Here is an 18,889-nt window from a genome sequence, read left to right as displayed (position 1 = left end):
GATGACGTCGACGCAGGGTACGCCCCCCGTCCGCATCGGTGCCAGTCGCCCCGTGCGGGCGGGTCGTGTGCTGCGCCGAGACGGCGGATCGACACAGCCCGGCGACGGCGACATCGATGGATCCGCCTCGACCTGGCGTGCCCGTATCAGCGTGTCTGCGCCACGCCCGGACGTGGCATGCGGAGCACATGCGGGCGGAAGTTGAGTGCGGTGCCGGGCAAGGCATCCGTCAGCAGGAACACGATCGGCATGCCCGGCTCGACGTGCGCCACCAGCTCGGCGCTGAATCCACGCGTGCGCAGCAGCGATGCCGCATCGGCCGCGCGCGCCGCGGGATCGTCCGAGACCAGGCCGATCGCGGACGTCGCGCCCCGCACCCGGCGCATCACCTCGGGCGAGGACGCGTTGATGATCGTGCCGTCGAACAGGATCGAACGCTGCACGCTGTCGGTATCCACGCGCATCCGCTCCCGCAACCCGTGACGCGCCAGCACGTCGACGACCGCCGCACGCGCCTCGGGCGACGCCGCCGCGAAGATCCGCGAGCCGCCATCGGGAAACGGCAGCGGGTTGCGGCCGTGCGCCAGCAGCCAGCTCCACGCCGCGATTGCGACGAATACGATGACCGCACTCAGCACCAGCCAGACCGGAACGAACATCGGCGCAGTTCTCCAGCGCCTAGAGCCCGGTGGCGCGTCGTGCGGAAGAACGTGGTCGCCGGACAGGAGCGGCCACCGAAACCAACAGCGCATCTGCGCGCAGGTCGCGCCCGGGCTCTGCTGCGATCCAACGGGGTCGCCATCCGGCGGATTGTGTCTTCGGGGCGACGGCGCAGCGCGCGGATCGCCTCCACGCTCGGGCGCGTCCACTCCGGATGGGGCACACCCGGAACGACGCAGCCGCTGGCGATGCCTCAGTCGACCGTTGGCGGTGCCACCGGAGGGCGCTCACCCGGCAACGGTGGCAGGGTGTCGCCCGCGCTCTCGCGCTTCTCGAGGATTTCCGCGGCCAGCTTGTCCGCCGCCACCCGGTGCTGCAGCGACTTGCACAGCGCCACACCGGCGTGGGTCAGGGTGACCCCGTCCTCGCCCTCTTCGATCAGCGCGCTTTCGAGCAGTCGCTTCTTGATCTCGGCCTCGAAGCGCGTCGCCGCACTGTCCTGGCTGACCTGCTGCAGCACGTCGAGGAGGGCCAGGTCTTCCAGCGGGATGGGATCGATCATGGTGCGTCACCGCGGGTGGAAGGAGGCGCGAGTATAGGTGACCGCATGCCACCGCAATCGATCCGCGATCGCGTCGAACCTCGCGTGAAATCCTGATTCGCCGCCGGAACACGCAAACGCTGCCGTGACCGGTCCAGTCTTGCCGGCAAAGGCTGCCCGGCGTGCAGATTCGATTCTGTCCCCGTCGTGATCAGGCGGCATAGAACCGGTCCGCGCGTCCGCTACTGCTGCGCCACTTCGAGCTTCATCCGGGTCGTATTGGACCGCAGCCCGTGATGCTCCCGTGGACCTCCAGCGTCGTCGACGGCGCACAGAGCGTCGGCAGGTGATCGTCGAGGCGGCAGCGGAACTCCCGGCGGAGCGGCATGCCGGTCGGCGCTATGGATTGAACGCCGTCTCCGACACCGCCTCGGACGGGTCGGGTGCCATGCCCACCGCCACGCACTGCCGGGACCGCCGCGCCGGCTCGCCACGTCCTCTGCAAGGCCTAAAGAACGCCGCACGCCGGCCGATAGGGCAGAAAGGCGCCCTCACTTCGACCAGGAGACACCGATGACCGCACGACCGACCGTGCTGCTGTGCGACGACTCGCGTGCCCTGCGCATGCTCGCGGCCGGGCAGTTGGACGCCGCCGGGTTCGACGTGGTGGGCGAAGCCGGCAACGGCCTGGAAGCCGTCAGCCAGTACCAGGCGCTGCGCCCGGACCTGGTGCTGCTGGATCTGGTGATGCCCGAGTGCGACGGCCGCCGCGCGCTGGCCCGCATCCTCGAACTGGATCCGCAGGCGCGCGTGGTGATCCTCAGCTCGCTGGGGGCGCAGAGCGACATCGAGCAGTGCCTGCGCCTGGGGGCCCGCTCCTATCTGCAGAAACCCATCGATCCCGACGCGATGGAACGCGTGCTCCAGCAGGTGCTCGCCTGACCGGCGACCCGTCCGAATTTTCCTTGTAGAGGGCACACGATGGCAGCGAAATTCCTGGGCCAGTTCCTGCTGGAGCGCGGCGTCATTACCGCGCCGCAGTTATTGGCGGCAATCGAGGCGCAACGCGCGTCCAATCCGCTGCTGGGCGAACTCGCCATGCGCAAGGGCTGGCTCGACGCCGCCCAGGCCAAGCGCATCCAGCAGCGCCAGCGCGTGGAAGACCGCCGCTTCGGCGACATCGCGCTGGAGATGGGCGCGCTGGACCAGGACCGGCTGGATGCCCTGCTCGAAGCGCAGAAGGCCGGGCGCAAGCTGCTCGGCCAGGTGCTGCTGGAACAGGGCGCGCTGGATGCGAAGCGGCTAGACGCGGAGATCGCCCTGCACCGCGCCGACCAGGAGCAGGCCCGCCACGCGCTCGAGACCGCAGTCGCCAGCCATGCGCTCGGCGGCCTCGCCAACAGCGCGATCGACCTGTGCGCGCGGCTGTTCCCGCGCATGCTCGGCAGCCAGTGCCTGCCGGCCGAAGTGCTGGGCCCGGACGACCTGGAGGAATGGCCCTGCGTCGCGCACGTGCGCGTCGAAGGCGACCATCCCTTCGGCATCGGCCTGGCCAGCGACATGGCCGCCGCACGCGCGCTGGCCTGCGCCCTGCTCGGCATCACGCCGGACGAATGCGACGACGCCCTCGCGCTGGACGCGCTGGGCGAAATGGTCAACGTGCTGATGGGCTATCTGGTCCGCGACGCGCTGGCCGACGAAGACGCCTCGTATCGCGCCCTGCCGCCGGACGCCTCGGTACCGGCCGCGACCCTGGCCGCCGACCGCGAACGCAGCCTGGCGATCGGCATGGGCTCGCAGCTCGGCGCATTCGTACTGCTGGTGGATCGGCCGGCCTGAGCCGGCTTGGGACGCGCGACGCGCGTTCGCACCGCACGCAAAGAGGCCGCAACGCATCGCGAGAATCGATGTGTCAGCAGCGACGTACGCATCGCCCGCCCGACTACGCCAGCTGCAGTTCGACGCGATGTCATAGCGCAACGCTCGCATCGATGCGTCCGCGCTGATTACCCCACACAACAAAATGCCGCAGACCCGGAGGTCTGCGGCATGCGTTTACGTCTGCCTGGCACACGCGCCGGACCGGTGTCGGCCCGGCGTGTGGCCGGTGCATCAGTTGGCGGCGGGCGCCATCGTGAGGCCGGTGGTCACGACGTCGGTGACGCCTTCGATCTCACGGGTGATGCGGACGGCTTCGGCAATCTGCGTGTCTTCGTCCACCTGGCCCGACAGCGTCACGACGCCATTGAGCGTGTCGACGTTGATGTCCAGACCGGCGACATCGGTATCGGCGAGCAGCGAGGACTTCACCTTGGTGGTGATCCAGGTGTCGTCGACCGGCTGGTCGGAATCGCGGCCGTCGCCCGGGCCTGCGCTCGCATCCATCGCGCCGGTGGTCGGCGTGTCGGTGGCAGGCGTCATGTCGGCCGAGGTGTCGGCGGGCGGCGCGGTGACGGCCGGGTCATTGGTCATCGCAGCGTCGTCGGCGGCGTTGTCATTCGCGCAACCGACGGAGAACGCCAGCGCAGAGGTCAGGGCGATGGCCAGGGGAATGCGGGCGATATTGAGCTTCATGTGGGTCTCCAGCGGTTGATGTGTGGCCGGAGTGTGGTGCGCACGATGCGTACGGCGCGTGAGAGACCGGGCTGCCACTGCATTGGAGCGTTCATCAATGCCAACGGCAGATGATGGCGTCCCGCCCTGCAGGACGCGCACAGTGACGCCCTGCTCCTGCGAACGATGCAGGCCTGCACAGTGCAAGGGCGTCGCATCCGTCCGCAGCTACATCCATCCGGCGATTCCGGAAACCGTCGGAATGCTTGGCATCGCGTTCACGACATCGCCTGCTGTACTTCGTCGCACCGGGCCGCAGCGCCAGGACAAAACCCCGCACACAGGAGGCTCTGCCCTTGAACGTCTTGCACTCGATCGATCCGGCCTGGGCCCTGATCTGCGCCGTACCGCTGCTGGCGCTCATCTTCGGCCTGGTCTACCTGCGCGGAAGACCCGGCGCACGCAAGCCGCTGCACTGGCTGGCACTGGGGGTCGTCGTCATCGTCGTGATGCGACTCGTCGCCTTGGCCACGCTCGGGTCGTGAGTGAAGCCGGCGGCGCGCGCCGGCATCCGTTTGCACGCACGGGACGCGACTACGGGAACAGCGATCGAACCGTCATCCAAACGCCGCGCATCGTGTGCGCCATCCACAGCGACCGGCGCGGACAGGCACCTCGTTGCGGCGTAGAACGCGATCGTGTTCGGTGCCAACCCCGGAACAGGCAGTCCCCACTCGACCCGACGCTCTGACCACCAGGCACCTTCGACCGCCAGGGCCAGCGTCAGCGCGTGTCCGTCGAACGCGCCCGGGCCCGCGTGGACAGCGCCACGACCGCCGTGCCGCCGGCGGCCACCAGCGCGTCTTCGATCAGGCCGCTGCGGGTCTGCCCGAGCCGTGCCATGGCGCGCTTGCGGCCCGCGAGCGTCAGGTAGGCCAGCGGCACCGCGACGGCCACCGCGACCGCTGCGCCGGCCCGCTCGCGCCCTCTGGGCGCCAGGGCCGCGCCGGCGATCCCAGCGCTCATTACGCGCGCCAGCAGGCCCAGGAACACCGTGCGATCCGGGGCCGTCTTCATCTTGTCGCCCAGCAGCTCCCCCACGCCCATCGCCATCGCGCCGTACTTGAACAGCGGGCGATCCAGCAGCACGAGGTGTCCGTCCGTTTGCCGGCCGGTCACGCGCGCCGCCGCGAGGGTGGCCATGGGGGTCATGGAGCGCGCGCTTGCCACCGCGCCAATCAGGGCAGAAGGGATGAGGCCGCGAATCTGCATGGGGACCAGCTCCTGTATCGAGGCGAATGGCGGGTCACCGCACCACGGTGACCCGCCGGGGGCTGCATCGAAGCAGAGACGGTCGTTGTGCCGGGTGACGATCGCCCTCCACCTCGTGGCGCCGGTCGATCGCACCCCGACGCAGGGCCCGGGCGCAGCACAGATTCAAGGCGCCCCGATGCCAGTCGTGCCTTGCCCGTGGCCTGATCCCGCGCAAACGGTCACCGAGCTCGGGGAAGAACCTGGAACGCTACCGCGTGTCCGCGCCAGACACCTGCCGGGGAAACGCTCGGGCCTTCCTGGCGAACACGTGGCCCGTCGGCACGTGTTCCGCCTCGGGCATCGGGCGCGCTGCGGAGCGCACACCGACCGGGTTGCCGCAGCCCTCCGCTGCGGCAGTCTCCGTGCACGTCAGGCCGTCGGCACCGTCCCACCATCAATCGTGACCTCACTGCCCGACATCGCCGCCGCGCGGGGCGAGATCAGAAAGGCGATGAGATCGGCCACCTCCGCGGGCATCGCCGGCCGGCCGAGCGGAATGCCGCCCAGCGCATCCATCACCTGCTGCCGTGCGCCCGCGAGATCGGTGTGCGCGTTCGCGGCGATGGTGCCGAGGAAGTCGGTCGTCGCCTCGGTCTCCACCCAGCCCGGCGAGACGCGGAGCACGCGCACACCCTGCGGCGTCACCTCTTTCGACAGCGCCTTGCTGTAGGTCGACAGCGCGGCCTTCGCCGCGGCGTAGGCGATGGTGGAATCGTGCAGCGGCAAGCGGTGCTGAATCGAGGTCACGTGCACGATCACGCCCGCGCCACGCTCGAGCATCTCCGGCAGCACCGCACGATCGGTGCGCACGGCCGCCATCAGATTGAGATCGAGCGCCCTGGCCCATTCCGCGTCGTCGAGCTTCGCGAAGCCGCCCGCGGGCGCCGAAGATCCGCCGACCACATTGACCAGGGCATCCACACCGCCGAGATGAGTGCGCGTCTCGTCCACCGCGCGCGCGGCGCCTTCGGGCGTGGCGAGATCGACCGCGAGGTAGCGAACGCCGTCCACAGTCTCGTCGGGGATGGACCGCGCCGTCGCCACGACGCGGGCGCCCAGGCTGGCCAGCAGTGCGGAGACCGCGGCGCCCACGCCCCGCGTGCCGCCCGTGACCAGGACGCGTGTGCCCGAGAGTCGGAGATCGAAGGTCATGGCGCGATCTCCAGCGAGGCGATCCGGCCGCGGGCCAGGGTGAAGGTGTAGCGCAGGTCGACCGGACTGCCCGGGAATGCACCGGACACGTTGCAGGTCACGACATACGCGCGACCGTCCTGCGCCACGGTGTGCGGCCGGGCGGTGGCGCCGTACTTCGTGTCCATCGCCGTCTTCCAGTCCGCGATCTGCGCGGGGCCGCGCTGGGTATGGCCCTCGTCCAGGACCACGCCGTCGTCGTTGAAACAGCGGGCCAAGGCCTGGCCGTCCAGACGGTCGGCGTCGAAATAGGCGGCAATCGGTTCGGGGAGATCGAGGGTGTGCATGACGCGCTCCTGTCGGTTGGAGCGGTCATGCTGCGCTGCGTGAATCGTGCTGTGAATCGCCTATTATCGAATCAGCTTATGTCGAAAACGGTGCACAATGCGCGGGTCCGAATTCGCTGAACTCCGGGCCTTCGCGGCCGTCGTCGACCGGTCCAGCTTCGCCCGGGCCGCCGATCACCTCGGGCTGTCCCGCTCGGCCCTGAGCCAGATCATCCGCCAGCTGGAAGAACGCCTCCGGGTGCGACTGCTCAACCGCACGACGCGCAGCGTGTCGCCGACCGAAGCCGGCCGGCGCCTGCACACGCGCATCGCGCCGATGCTGCGCGACATGGACGAGGCGGTGGCCGAAGCCATGGGATCGAACGCACGTGCTGCCGGCACCCTGCGCATCAACACTTTCAGCATGGCGGCCGAGACGCTCATCGCGCCGCGGCTCGGGCGTTTCGGCCGGGCGCACCCGGATGTCGTGCTTGACATCGTCATCAGCGACGGGCTCAGCGACATCGCCGCCGAAGGCTTCGACGCCGGCATCCGCGTGGGCGGTCGACTGGAGAAGGATGTCGTCGCGGTCCGGCTGACGCCCGACGTGCAGCTGATGGCCGTCGCAAGCCCCGAATACCTGGCCCGTCACGGCGAACCCGCCGCCCCGTCCGACCTGGCGCGCCACGCCTGCATCAACTTCCGGTTTCCCGGCAGCGGCAGGATCGCCGGCTGGGAGTTCATGAAGGCTGGCAAGCGGGTCGAGTTCTATGGCGAAGGCCCGGTGATCGCGAACCACCAGAGCATCATTTCAGCCGCCGCCGTCGCCGGCCTCGGCATCCTCTACACCTACCACGACGACGGCGTCGCGGCGGCGCTGCAGGACGGCCGGCTCCAGCGCGTGCTCGCCGACTGGTCGCCGACGGTGCCGGGCCTGTACCTCTACTACGCCAACCGGCGCCACATGCGCCCTGCCCTGCGCGCCTTCATCGACTGCCTGCTGGATCGCGATCTCGAGGTCGACCAGGCAGGCGCGGTGGGTGTCGCGGCGACCTGAAGCAGATCGCCCGGCAAGCGCGGATTGCCGCGCTTCCCGACGTCCAGCATCCGCGCGCCGGCCCTGCAACCGGCAGACGATCCTGCACGCGCGCTGCCGGCGACGCTGCGCCCCGCTGCGAGCGGACGTCAGTCGCGACGCGGAACGTCATCCAGCCGCGGATACCAGTCCGTGCCGCGGCCTTCCGGCGTGGTGTCGAGCAGGATCCAGAGCGGATTCATGTCCGGCGCGTTGTGCGGATCCTGGCCGGGGTCGGCGAGATGCGCGCCGCCCTCGGCGCTATAGAAATGCCGCAGCGTGCCGTCGCGACGCGAGAACACGGTGTAGGCCGGCATGTCCGCGTCGCGCTCGCCGACGAAGTCCGCGGTGAAGTCGCCGCTGTCGTCCGCATACAGCGGCATGTCGGTCCGACCACCGCGATCGCGACGCGCTGCTGCAGGTGTCGTACCTCCGGCTCCCACGAAGCGACCTGCGATGTGCACATCGGGCAGCCCTGCTTGCGCTGCGGCCCGTACATCATGCTGTAGACGATCAGCGTGTCGTGCCGCCCGAACAGCTCCGCAAGTCCCACCTCGCCGTTCGCGCCGGTGAAGCGGTAGTCGCGCGTGACCTCGCCACCCGGCGGCAACGCGCGCCGCTGTTCCGCGACGCGCGACAGGTGGCGCCGCAGTTCGATCTCCTCGACCAGCAGCGCATTGCGTGCCTTGCGGTACGCATCGCTCTCGTTGGGGAAGCGCTTCGCGGGTTGCCCGACGAGTTCCGCCGCGGGGGTGAGCGTGTGTCCGGATGCCATGGCCGTGTCCTCCGATGCCGGTGGATGCGCCGGGCGCGGCGGGTGCCGGTGGGCGCGGAGGTCGACCCTAAGTCCGCCCGCGATCAGTTGGCGTGAAGCGCTGCGTGCGTCGCGGGACTCAGGCGCCCAGCAGTTCCACGTCGAACTTCAGCGTGGCATTGGGCGGAATGACGCCACCGGCACCGCGTGCGCCATACCCGAGATTCGCCGGGATGATCAGCGTGCGCTGGCCGCCTTCCTTCATGCCCTGCACGCCTTCATCCCAGCCCTTGATGACCATGCCGCCGCCCAGCGGAAAGATGAAAGGCTCGTCGCGATCCTTGCTGGAATCGAACTTCGCGCCCTGCACGCCGTTCTCGTACAGCCAGCCGGTGTAGTGCACGGTCACGTTGCGGCCGGGCTGCGCTTCTGCGCCGGTGCCGACGACGGTGTCTTCGTACTGCAGGCCGGACGGGGTGGTGGTGAGGGGCATGGCGGGATCCTGGTCGAATGCGGAAACGGGCGCGCAGTCTAGCGGGCGGGCCGAGGTCAGGCACGCCGATGCGCTCCGAGCGGCGAGTCGATCCGCACGTCCGAACGAGGGTGGTGCCGTGGGTGAATCCCACCCGCGTAACGCCGTCGGCAGGGCCGATGGCGCAAATCCGTGCACGCATCACAAACCCTGATTATTCACCTTTTGTTCACCTCCCTCGTATGGCCTACTCCGAGCGCGGGCAGGGCTCGCGGGATTACATGGACTTTCAACAACTACGGAGAGTTAGGGATGAAAATCAAGGCACTGATCGGCGCGTCGGCACTTCTGCTGGGCGCTGGCCTCGGCACGCCCAACGAGGCGAATGCGTGGAAGCCGTCGGCACCGTACTGCTACGTCAATTGCGGAATACCGATCGGGCAGCTTTCAGCCGACAGGACGATTTCCGTCGCATCACCCACCACCGGCCTGGGCAGCGTGACGCTCACGTGGGAGTGGGACTGGTTCCATGGTGGCGCGATGTTCCCGCTCGCATGCATCTACGTGCGCACGAGCGGCGAGCAGTACTGGCACGTCCACCAGTGTGAGTGGCCAGGCAACAGGCATCATTCGGTGCCCAACTGGATCGTGCCGGGCGCATCCTACGAGTTCATTCTCGCAGCGTATGCGGGAGACCTCGCCGGGGTCGGGCACGCCTATCCCCTGCCCGGAACCACCACGATCCATGTCACCGGCGTTCCTGCCAGCGGTGGCGGTGGCGGTGGTGGCGGCGGTGGCGGTGGTGGTGGCGGTGGCGGCGGGGACGTCCCTGTCGTTATCCAGTGACCTGATTCTTTGAAGCCCGCTACCCCTGGGTTTACCCAGGGGCAGCGCAAGGCGGCCCAGCCAGCTGCAGACGCCAGCAAATCGACGAAGTGAATCTGGCCGAACCTGGCACCGTCACTTGCAGTCGGCGCCAGATCAATTCCCTTGGTCCCCTGTCGTCGCCGGCGCTACCTCGGAAGTGCCCCTGGCAACGGCATTCGGCTCGCGACGAGCACGCTTCGTCATCCCCGCGAACTGCGTGGCGGAGGCACCATGAGGCGTTCGCGGTATGCGGAGGCGTAGAAGCCCGGATCGCCAAACAGCAGCGTGCCCTCGTTCTTCAAGAACTCGACCTGATTCTCGATCGTGGGCGGACCGTACTGCTTGCCACGCAGCACTTCAAAGACCTCCATCAGGATCCAGATCGCGTAGTCGGTTCGGGTACCGTGATCGAACAGCGAGATCGTAAAATCTTGCCCATACCGTTCGAACGCAACGTTGATGGACCAGCCCAAGTTGAGCGCGAAGCGCGCGCTGGTTTCATCGCGGTCCATGAGCACACCGCCGATCTCGAACAGATGCGATCTCAGCTCATCGAATGGAGCGACGTTTCCGACAGCCCTGCCAGCCAAATCTATTCGAGCTTGCTTGAAGAAAGAAAATTTCATCGCCACGTCCAATAATCATAAGCTCGCTCATTCGGCTGACACTTAGACGACAGAGACCGGCGCCTTGCCTTTTGTGTCCCTGAAGTGAAACTGCACTCTGACTCCTGTTTTCACAGCACTGAACCTGGAGCCGTTATCTGCTCGGTGTCGAATTTTCGCGTTCGAACAGATGTTGCGCGTAGGGCCCACATCGATTGATGTCCTGCGGCTGCTCGGCTGCGACGACGCATCGATGATAGGTGTCCAGGACGGGCTCCCGCACGCATGCTGCGCTGCGCTCGCGCATCATGTCCTGCCACGACGCGTCGTCCACCACCGAGGCGAGCCGGGCGAATGTCGCATGGCAGCCTTCGAGCGATGCCGCCCGGCGCCCGGTGGGATTGCCGACCAGATACAGGGACCACCCGAACGCGAGGACGGCCGCGACCGTAAGCCCTCTTTGCACCCAGCGCTCGTAGGGGATCGGGCTGAAGGTGTCGACCAGCAACTTGCTGGCCAGCAGTACGATCGCCAGGACCGCGGGCGGTATCGCCTCGTAGTGGAGGTGCAGCCCACGCCCGCGTCGTCCAGGAATGAACAGATCGTTGAGCACGTCGCCGAGCAACGCGTACACGATCAGCGCGATCGCGAAGTAGAACCCGTACAGCCGTCCCTTGTGCAGACGCTTCATCAGGCGATCCATCTCCCATGTGGGCTTTCCGCAGCGGTCGTGCTGAGGGGCGCAGCGCCCAATGTTGTACATGCAACCCAAGAGATCCGCTATGCCAGGACGGGTGCATCTACTGACGCAGGGACCGGCGCTCGAACCAGCGCTTAGTGCGCAATAGCGCGGCGCAGCAGGACGAGCCGGAAGAGGCGCACCAGCCCCTGTCAGCCGGCTGGCATGCCCGTTTCGCCCTGAATGATGAGCGCCTCATCGAGCAGATAGGCGTAGTACTGCAGTCGTCGCCGGAACTCGGCGCCTGCCCAGCCGATCACCCAGAGGATCGCTGCCATCACGCCGAAGAAGGCGATCCAGCTGGGTAGCGCGATCAGGTCGCGCCAATTGCGCAGCACGACGAACAGCGAGAGCAACAACGGAACCAATCCCAAGCGCTCGATGCCGCCGACCATCATGACCAACCGTGAGCCGAGTCTGTCGTAGCCCATCCGCGCCGCGCGTGCCTGCGCTTCCAGTTCCTGTCGCGGGTAGCGGGACAATCGCGTCGCAAGCGCACGGAACTCACCTGTGTCGTGATCGAACTGCGCGATCAGCCCACGCCGGTGCTGGCGGAACTCGCGCCACATCGTATGGAGGTTGCGGACGAAGCCGGGCGCGAAGCCGACGATCATGATCGCGAGGCCTGTCTGCGCCATTGCGACCATCCACTGCGCCGGCGTCAGCCACTGGATCAGCAACGACGGCGACAGGGCCAGCACCGTGCCCGCCACACCGATCAGCGTCCAAAGCCGGATCCAACGCGGCATGTTGAGCGCCGCGACCGGCCCTTCGGGCATTGCCTCGATCTGGGCATCCAGGAATTCGAACGTCAGTGGCGCCCTGTCCATGGCTTCTCGCTGCAAACGTCTATGAGTCAAGAAGTGAACCTGACCCCGTTATTTGTTCCTTATGCTTCAAACCGTCAATCGCCGCCGCGATAAGTGAACCTGGCACCGTTACCGGTATGGCTTCTCGCTGCAAACGTCTATGGATCAAGAAGTGAACCTGACCCCGTTATTCGTGCATTGATCTCGCCGTGGTACAGATACTCCGCCATGGCCTCTCGGCCCCAGCCGAACACCTCGTAGAGCATCCGGACGTCCAAGGATTCCGGTGGGACGGAATGTATTGTCGCGATCCGCATTGCGGTCCTCCGCGCCGACTCGTATGTGGTTGCCATGCCTCAAGGACGCTACGGACAAGCCTCGACCTCAGTCGATAGGTGCCGAAGAACTCAACCTGGCACCGTCAGCTATCCGTTAGCTATCAAGAAGTGAACCTGGCACCGTTACCGTTTTTGTTCGCTACCCCCACACGCGCGCCGAGGCGGCATCAAAGAAGTGAACATTTAGTGGGCGCCGCCCTCTGCGCATTGATGAAATTTGCTCTGCGGATCTCATTATTTCTTGATTCGCCTGGCTGTTCTCATCGCCATATACCGATACGTAGATAGACGAGATCCTTCCCTCTGAGATCGCGTCGTAAATGTGTTGATCATTTGACTTAAGTGAGTGACCGTAGATAAAAAGATCACCTTCAATTGAACTGAAACTTCGATATGCGCGATGCAAATACGCGCTGTGAACAATCTTCTCGAATTTTTGTCTAGTGGATCCTTCAGCAACGAACAATGGATACTTTTCTTGCTCCAGCGCCACTCTTATCTGATCCATCAACGGAATCTGCGTGCGCGACCATGTGTACTTAATTAGTTCGTGGCCTGCGTCGAAAAGATGGACAGCTCCATGCAAGTAGACAACGGTTGCGCTGTGGTGCTCTATCCATGAGACGTAATTTGCATCCTCTTCCCAAGGCGAATCCCTGAAACCATCATCAGATTCAAGCTGGAGATCATCAATCTCCGTACGCATAAGTGCCCAGTAAAGCAATAGGTCGTAATTGAGCGTGTACCTACGCTTGAACAAACCAAGAAATCGCCTACAGGCTCGGTATTGGTCTTCCGAAACTTCGAAAGGGTGAGGCGGATGACTACCAGCAATTGCTTGGACTAGTTTCTCGCGAAGGCCACTCGCAAGCTCATCTAGCTGAGCGCTGATTGGTGACGAGCCATCAAATATTTGCACAAGCTTTGCTGCATCTACTGCCGCCCTGATCACCGCCTCAAAGTCAGTAGTATCAAGTGCCGTAAAGACCTCTCTGCCACCAGCGAGCTCATCAATCTTTGCACGATCAATGAGTGCCTGATAAGAAAATATCTCTGGTCGCAGGGCGATGCTAAATCCATTTCCCATCAGTACGTGACGATGATCAGAAGATCGCGCTACGGCTTCATCAAAGCTCATCAAGGGCATTGGTGTCAGCTACCTGGTATGAAGCAAGGGGCGGAGTCGACTTTAGAACAGCTGCATTGACCTCACTCCGACGGCGCCCTCATCCAGAAAAGCGAAGTGCTGATACGACCGCCTTTTGAAGTGAACTTGGGGCGAATTGTTCTGATCACCGATTTAGGCGAGACGAGCTCTCGTCGACAAAACCTACCTCCTCCGACCGAATAGCCATGGCGGTAGAGGAGACCGAAAATGAAAACTGCGCTCTGACCCCCTGTTTGCGGCAGCGCTTTGGGTTGATCGAAGAATTAGCGCAGCGCGCTGACGGCAACGAATTCTCCGCGACCATCGATGTAGCCAATGTTCCAGATGGGATACATCGCCTGCTCGTCTCCGAGGGTGTTCTGCGCGCGAGGCGCCCAAGTGCTTACATCAAAAAGCCTATGCATGGGTCGCTCGATGCCTTGCGATGCTATGTAAGCGCCTGCGGATGTGATGCCCAAAGCACCAAAGTGGCTGAAATTGGCGCGGACGTCGCGCTCACCTAACTCAAACCGCACGTCTTCGGCTTCAACCTCGATCATCGCTAGCGCATCGGCGTAGAAATCGACGTACTGGAGCGACCTCTCTCCTCCGAGAAAGAGCAAGTAAGGCGAACCATCCACACTGTTCGCGCAGCGCACGAATAGGCTTATGTCTTCCCTATTCCCGGCCAATCGGGCGATTGAGCCAATGGGGATGTCCCGAATCGCCTTGAAGGTCAATTCTTCGGCTCTGAGTATTTTCACCGTCATACCTAGTCTTCCTAAAGATGAACGAACCTGACCCACGTCGTAGCGAATTGCTAGCCGCCTTGCTGCTACGGAGGAAGGAGCCTATTCCACCAATCCTTCGTGCGCCGGCCCGCGCGCCTGGCTTCTTGGCGCCGCCACCATTCCTCCGACTGCCCCTTGCCTGCCGGCCGCACGCATCAATATCGGGTATGAGGTTTAGCTTAGTCCGCCTTGGCCAGACTCTTTGCCACTCTTCATGTCCTCGAGCACGCGAAGCGGCGACCGGCCCGGAAATCCGAGCGAGTGCCAGAACAAGGCGTTTCCCGACGGATCGGTCTCTGGCTTCACGGCGAGAAGCACCCAGCCCTCATCGAGCATGCGATTGACGTCGTCTGCTAGGTCGGTCATCGCAACTCGGCTAATCGTCGTCAGATCCATGCGCTTCTCCATGTTGTGCAGTGCATCGAGTATGCATGCGTTGCCCCCACTCCTGGGCTGCCGACTCAACTCCCTCACGCGTCGCGACGCACCCGCACAACGTCGGACGGCTCGCCCGTCTCACGCTCAAACGTGGCGGCCAGCGCGCTCGCGCACAGGACCGCGCCGAGCTATCCCGCGAACGCTTCGTGGTGTCTTTCTTCGGCGTAGACCTCGAACCGGCCGCCGTCCATTTCTCTAACTTCGATCGTTGCCATGCTGGTCGCTCCATGACTATCTGCATGGCGACTCGGCGCGAATTGACTGAGTTCCGGTGTCATGCAGCCAAACGAGAGAAATCGGAAAAATCCGATTCAGCAATGAATTATGTTGCTGGGTGACTTGTGGGTAGGCCCACAAATACCTCACAAGCCATTGATTTACTAAAGGTTCTGGCGGAGAGAGTGGGATTCCAACTCAACCACACTTCGAATAACCACAGTTCAAACACGTCGCACACCCATCCATCAGCACCAGCGCCTTCGTGCTGCACTTGTGGCACATGGTCGCGGACGGCGGGAAGCTCGCGCCGTCGCCGGTGATTGCGATGTCTTCGGGGTGCTCGTCGGCACTGCTGGACGCGCGCGCCGCGCCGCTTACGTCAGCGTTTTTTTTTGAGCCTTCGCGCTGCTCGACCTGCTTGCGCTTCTCGGCGATCAGCGCCTTCTGGGCGTCGCTCATCTGCGGGTCGTGCATCATGCCGATCGACTTCAGGTGGTCCTCGACGATCATGCCGAGCTCGGCGACCAGCGACGGCATGTACACGCCACCGGCCTTGAAGTAACCGCCCTTGGGATCGAACACGGCGCGCATCTCTTCCACCAGGAAGGTCACGTCGCCGCCCTTGCGGAACACCGCGGACATGATGCGCGTCAGCGCGACGATCCACTGGAAGTGCTCCATGGATTTGGAGTTGATGAAGATCTCGAACGGGCGGCGCTGCTCGTGCTCGGAGCCGGCGTTGAGCACGATGTCGTTGATGGTCACGTACATGGCGTGTTCCACCAGCGGCGATTTGATCTTGTAGGTGCTGCCGATCAGCACTTCCGGGCGCTCGATGCGCTCGTGCATGTGGATCACGTCGGCCTTGGGCAGCTCGGCCTCGACGGTCTCGCGCGGCACGGCCTTGGCTTCGACGGCCTTGTCCTCCGGCTTGACGACGGCGTACCCGGTGATTTTGCGATCGATCTTGACGGCCATGACGCGGTTCCTGGTGTGCTGATGCGGTGTGTGGTGTTCCGGCGGGATGCGGAGGGCGCGACATGCAACAGCGCCATCACCCCTGCCCCTCTACCCCGGAGGGCACCCAGTCCCGCAGACGGGAGAAGGGTTCAAGCAGGCTCTCCCCAGGCGGGGAGCGGGTGCCCCTCTCCCGCAAGCGGGAGAGGGGTTCAAGCGGACTTACGCCTTCTTCGACGCGCGCTTGGTGGCGCCCTTCTTGGCGGCGGCGGACCGCTTGGCGGTCGCGGCCTTCTTGGTGGCAACGCCCTTTTTCGCGGCGACGCTGCGCTTGACGGTCGCCTTTTTGGCGGCGGCCTTCTTCGCGACCTTCTTGACGGTCTTCTTCACCGCGGCCTTCTTGGTGGCGACCTTGCGCGTGGTCGCGGCCTTCTTGGCGGCGGTCTTGCGCGTCGCGGACTTGGCGGCGGCGGACTTCTTCGCCGGTGCCTTCTTCGCGGTGGCCGGTCTTCTTGGTAGCGGCCTTCTTGGTCGCCTTCTTGGCGGTCTTCTTGGTAGCGGCCTTGCCAGCGCCCTTCTTCTTCAGCGCGGCGATCTCGGCCGCGGCGGCGGTCTTGGCGGCGGTGAGGGTCTTCTTGGCGGCGGTGACACGCTTGGTCACGGCCTTGCCGATTTTCTTGGTGCGCGCGCCGACCGACTTCTCGGTGCCCTGCACGGTCTTCTTCGCGGATTTGACCGCAGCGCTCGCTTTCTTCTTGACCGTGTCGCCGAAGCCCTTTGCCGTTTCGGCAACGACTTCGACGGCGTGGGTCAGGGTCTCCGTGACCCCGTTGCCGTTACTCATGGTGATGTCCTCGTCAGTGAACTTTTTGGCGGAGCCAGTCGCCCGCACGCGGAATGTAGCGCGAACGTTCAACGGTGCAAGCAGAAACAGCGTGGAGCCCCCGGCGTGGTGGCGTGCCCGCATCCGGTGAGTGGATGCGGCCAACGCGCGGCACCGGTCAGAACTTGCCGTAATAGCCTTCCTTCAGCGCATCGAACAGGTTGGCGGCGCTGTGCATCTCGCCGTCGTATTCGATCTGCTCGTTGCCCTTGACCTCCAGCACCTCGCCGCCTTCGAGTTCGAAGCGGTAGGTGGTGTTCTCCAGGTCCGCTTCCTTGACCAGCACGCCCTGGAACGCGGCGGGGTTGAAGCGGAACGTGGTGCAGCCCTTGAGGCCCTGCTCGTGGGCGTAGCGGTAGATGTCCTTGAAGTCCTCGTACGGGTAATCCGTCGGCACGTTCGCGGTCTTGGAGATCGAGCTGTCGACCCAGCGCTGGGCGGCGGCCTGCACGTCGACGTGCGCCTTGGGCGTGATGTCGTCGGCGGCGATGAAGTAGTCCGGCAGCTGCGCCTCGGCGTCCTCGGAGTACGGCATGGCCTTCTGGTTGACCAGCTCGCGGTAGGCCAGCAGCTCGAAGGAAAAGACGTCGACCTTCTCCTTCGACTTCTTGCCTTCGCGGATCACGTTGCGGCTGTAGTGGTGCGCGAACGAGGGCTCGATGCCGTTGGAGGCGTTGTTGGCCAGGCTCAGCGAGATGGTGCCGGTCGGCGCGATCGAGCTGTGGTGGGTGAAGCGCGCGCCGGTCTCGGCCAGCTTCTCGACGAGCTCCGGCGCGACGCTGGCGATCTTCTGCATGTAGCGCGAGTACTTGGCGTGCAGCACCTTGCCGGGAATCTGCTGGCCGAGGGTCCAGCCGTCGGCGACCATCTCGGGCCGCTGGCGCAGCATGGCCGCGTCGACGGTGAAGCGCTCTTCCATGATCGGCGCGGGGCCTTTTTCCTGGGCCAGGGTGAGGCCCATTTCCCAGCCGGCGACGGCCATCTCGCGGGCGATCCGCTCGGTGAACTCGCAGGACGCCGGCTCGCCGTACTTCATCTGCAGCATGGTCACGGTGCTGCCCAGGCCGAGGAAGCCCATGCCGTGGCGACGCTTGCGCAGGATCTCGTCGCGCTGCTGCTGCAGGGGCAGGCCGTTGACCTCGACGACGTTGTCGAGCATGCGGGTGAACACGCGCACGACTTCCTTGTATTCCTCCCAGTCGAACGTCGCCTCGCGGGTGAACGGCTTGCGCACGAACTTGGTGAGGTTGACCGAGCCCAGCAGGCAGGCGCCGTAGGGCGGCAGCGGCTGCTCGCCGCAGGGGTTGGTCGCGCGGATGTTCTCGCACCACCAGTTGTTGTTCATCTCGTTGACGCGGTCGATGAGGATGAAGCCCGGCTCGGCGTAGTCGTACGTCGAGACCATGATCATGTCCCACAGATGGCGGGCGCGGATCTGGCCGTAGATCTTGCAGGCCACCAGGCCGTCGTCGCGGGTGATGTAGCCGGCGTGCTGCGGCCAGTCGCGCCAGACCACCTGCTCGGCGTTGGCGAGGTCGATCTCGTCGACTTCCTTGTCGCTGACCGGGAACACCAGCGGCCAGTCGGCGTCGCTCTTGACCGCCTCCATGAAGCCGTCGGTGATCAGCAGCGACAGGTTGAACTGGCGCAGGCGGCCGTCCTCGCGCTTGGCGCGGATGAAGTCGCGCACGTCGGGATGGCTGACGTCGAAGGTGCCCATCTGCGCGCCGCGGCGACCGCCGGCCGACGACACCGTGAAACACATCTTGTCGTAGATATCCATGAAGGACATCGGGCCGGACGTGTACGCGCCGGCGCCGGCGACGAAGGCGCCGCGCGGGCGCAGCGTCGAGAATTCGTAGCCGATGCCGCAACCGGCCTTCAGCGTCAGGCCGGCCTCGTGGACTTTCTCGAGGATGCCGTCCATCGAATCGACGATGGTGCCGGACACGGTGCAGTTGATCGTGCTGGTCGCGGGCTTGTGTTCCAGCGCGCCGGCGTTGGACGTGATGCGGCCGGCGGGGATCGCCCCGCGGCGCAGCGCCCAGAGGAAGCGCTCGTTCCAGTACTTCTGTTTTTCGGCGGTCGGCTCGGCGTCGGCCAGCGCGCGCGCGACGCGCTGGTAGGTGCCGTCGATGTCGGCATCGATCGCCACACCCTGCTTGCTCTTCAGGCGGTACTTCTTGTCCCAGATGTCGGTCGATGCGGGCTGCATCGGGATCTCGGGACCGGCGTCTGTCTTCACCGCCTCCAGGCGAACCGTGCTCATG

21 protein-coding genes and 1 pseudogene are annotated in these 18,889 nt (G+C 65.2%); 5 read left to right on the top strand and 17 right to left on the bottom strand.

What is annotated here, in order from left to right:
• Positions 1-146: 146 nt before the first annotated feature.
• Complete coding sequence (locus CJ022_RS15320; RefSeq protein WP_101927470.1) at positions 147-659, bottom strand: hypothetical protein; 513 nt, start codon at positions 657-659, stop codon at positions 147-149.
• Positions 660-913: 254 nt separating this feature from the next.
• A complete protein-coding gene (locus CJ022_RS15315) occupies positions 914-1,222 on the bottom strand; it encodes a hypothetical protein (RefSeq protein WP_101927469.1) in 309 nt (102 codons plus the stop codon).
• Positions 1,223-1,774: 552 nt separating this feature from the next.
• On the opposite strand from CJ022_RS15315, the gene CJ022_RS15310 reads away from it, so the two are divergent.
• Both CJ022_RS15310 and CJ022_RS15305 read left to right on the top strand, forming a co-directional pair.
• A complete protein-coding gene (locus CJ022_RS15310; RefSeq protein WP_101927468.1) occupies positions 1,775-2,143 on the top strand; it encodes a response regulator in 369 nt (122 codons plus the stop codon).
• Between the two features lie 39 nt (positions 2,144-2,182).
• Entirely contained in the window at positions 2,183-3,040 is an 858-nt protein-coding gene (locus CJ022_RS15305; RefSeq protein ID WP_101927467.1) for a chemotaxis protein CheX, read from the top strand.
• 273 nt (positions 3,041-3,313) lie between these two features.
• Here the strand turns inward: CJ022_RS15305 and CJ022_RS15300 are convergent, their stop codons facing one another.
• On the bottom strand, positions 3,314-3,775 hold the full coding sequence (locus CJ022_RS15300) for a BON domain-containing protein (protein WP_233198826.1): 462 nt from the start codon (positions 3,773-3,775) through the stop codon (positions 3,314-3,316).
• A gap of 335 nt (positions 3,776-4,110) precedes the next feature.
• Here CJ022_RS15300 and CJ022_RS15295 point away from each other — a divergent pair, with 335 nt between their 5' ends.
• Positions 4,111-4,299: a hypothetical protein gene (locus CJ022_RS15295; RefSeq protein WP_143704015.1), complete on the top strand. Its 189-nt coding sequence runs from the start codon at positions 4,111-4,113 to the stop codon at positions 4,297-4,299.
• Positions 4,300-4,537: 238 nt separating this feature from the next.
• Here the strand turns inward: CJ022_RS15295 and CJ022_RS15290 are convergent, their stop codons facing one another.
• The 3 genes from CJ022_RS15290 to CJ022_RS15280 all read right to left on the bottom strand — a co-directional run bounded on the left by CJ022_RS15290 (position 4,538) and on the right by CJ022_RS15280 (position 6,546).
• A complete protein-coding gene (locus CJ022_RS15290) occupies positions 4,538-5,026 on the bottom strand; it encodes a hypothetical protein (RefSeq protein ID WP_101927465.1) in 489 nt (162 codons plus the stop codon).
• A 411-nt stretch (positions 5,027-5,437) separates the two neighbouring features.
• Positions 5,438-6,220: an SDR family oxidoreductase gene (locus CJ022_RS15285; RefSeq protein WP_101927464.1), complete on the bottom strand. Its 783-nt coding sequence runs from the start codon at positions 6,218-6,220 to the stop codon at positions 5,438-5,440.
• On the bottom strand, positions 6,217-6,546 hold the full coding sequence (locus CJ022_RS15280) for a nuclear transport factor 2 family protein (RefSeq protein WP_101927463.1): 330 nt from the start codon (positions 6,544-6,546) through the stop codon (positions 6,217-6,219). Before CJ022_RS15280 ends, CJ022_RS15285 begins: the two co-directional genes overlap by 4 nt.
• A gap of 97 nt (positions 6,547-6,643) precedes the next feature.
• On the opposite strand from CJ022_RS15280, the gene CJ022_RS15275 reads away from it, so the two are divergent.
• The gene (locus tag CJ022_RS15275) at positions 6,644-7,582 is read left to right on the top strand and encodes a LysR family transcriptional regulator (protein WP_101927462.1); all 939 of its coding nucleotides are present in this window, start codon (positions 6,644-6,646) and stop codon (positions 7,580-7,582) included.
• Between the two features lie 128 nt (positions 7,583-7,710).
• Here CJ022_RS15275 and CJ022_RS15270 read toward each other — a convergent pair.
• A pseudogene (locus CJ022_RS15270) lies at positions 7,711-8,375 on the bottom strand (DUF899 family protein).
• A gap of 118 nt (positions 8,376-8,493) precedes the next feature.
• Positions 8,494-8,847, bottom strand: a complete 354-nt coding sequence (locus CJ022_RS15265; protein WP_101927461.1) for an FKBP-type peptidyl-prolyl cis-trans isomerase — start codon at positions 8,845-8,847, stop codon at positions 8,494-8,496.
• Positions 8,848-9,138: 291 nt separating this feature from the next.
• Between CJ022_RS15265 and CJ022_RS17150 the strand changes: the two genes are divergently transcribed.
• Positions 9,139-9,672 carry a hypothetical protein gene (locus CJ022_RS17150; RefSeq protein WP_158238440.1) on the top strand — a complete coding sequence of 178 codons (534 nt, stop codon included), beginning with the start codon at positions 9,139-9,141 and terminating at the stop codon, positions 9,670-9,672.
• Positions 9,673-9,893: 221 nt separating this feature from the next.
• Here CJ022_RS17150 and CJ022_RS15255 read toward each other — a convergent pair whose 3' ends face one another.
• The 9 genes from CJ022_RS15255 to CJ022_RS15215 form a co-directional block, all read right to left on the bottom strand.
• Complete coding sequence (locus tag CJ022_RS15255; RefSeq protein ID WP_143704014.1) at positions 9,894-10,319, bottom strand: hypothetical protein; 426 nt, start codon at positions 10,317-10,319, stop codon at positions 9,894-9,896.
• A 133-nt stretch (positions 10,320-10,452) separates the two neighbouring features.
• The gene (locus CJ022_RS15250; RefSeq protein ID WP_143704013.1) at positions 10,453-10,989 is read right to left on the bottom strand and encodes a hypothetical protein; all 537 of its coding nucleotides are present in this window, start codon (positions 10,987-10,989) and stop codon (positions 10,453-10,455) included.
• Positions 10,990-11,189: 200 nt separating this feature from the next.
• Positions 11,190-11,867: a hypothetical protein gene (locus CJ022_RS15245; protein ID WP_101927457.1), complete on the bottom strand. Its 678-nt coding sequence runs from the start codon at positions 11,865-11,867 to the stop codon at positions 11,190-11,192.
• 456 nt (positions 11,868-12,323) lie between these two features.
• Positions 12,324-13,331, bottom strand: a complete 1,008-nt coding sequence (locus tag CJ022_RS15240) for a DUF4917 family protein (protein WP_101927456.1) — start codon at positions 13,329-13,331, stop codon at positions 12,324-12,326.
• A 284-nt stretch (positions 13,332-13,615) separates the two neighbouring features.
• Positions 13,616-14,101, bottom strand: a complete 486-nt coding sequence (locus CJ022_RS15235) for a hypothetical protein (protein WP_101927455.1) — start codon at positions 14,099-14,101, stop codon at positions 13,616-13,618.
• Between the two features lie 195 nt (positions 14,102-14,296).
• Positions 14,297-14,518, bottom strand: a complete 222-nt coding sequence (locus CJ022_RS15230; protein WP_143704012.1) for a hypothetical protein — start codon at positions 14,516-14,518, stop codon at positions 14,297-14,299.
• 456 nt (positions 14,519-14,974) lie between these two features.
• Positions 14,975-15,757 (bottom strand): TSCPD domain-containing protein, encoded by a 783-nt coding sequence (locus tag CJ022_RS15225; protein ID WP_101927453.1) that lies wholly within the window; start codon positions 15,755-15,757, stop codon positions 14,975-14,977.
• 76 nt (positions 15,758-15,833) lie between these two features.
• Positions 15,834-16,580, bottom strand: coding sequence for a hypothetical protein (locus tag CJ022_RS17145; RefSeq protein WP_158238439.1), 747 nt, complete (start codon positions 16,578-16,580; stop codon positions 15,834-15,836).
• Positions 16,581-16,737: 157 nt separating this feature from the next.
• Positions 16,738-18,888, bottom strand: a complete 2,151-nt coding sequence (locus CJ022_RS15215) for an adenosylcobalamin-dependent ribonucleoside-diphosphate reductase (protein ID WP_101927451.1) — start codon at positions 18,886-18,888, stop codon at positions 16,738-16,740.
• Position 18,889 lies beyond the last annotated feature (1 nt).

The sequence above is a fragment of the Luteimonas rhizosphaerae genome (assembly GCF_002849595.1).
Lineage (GTDB): Bacteria > Pseudomonadota > Gammaproteobacteria > Xanthomonadales > Xanthomonadaceae > Luteimonas > Luteimonas cellulosilyticus.
This window is presented reverse-complemented; position numbering and strand designations above follow the sequence as displayed.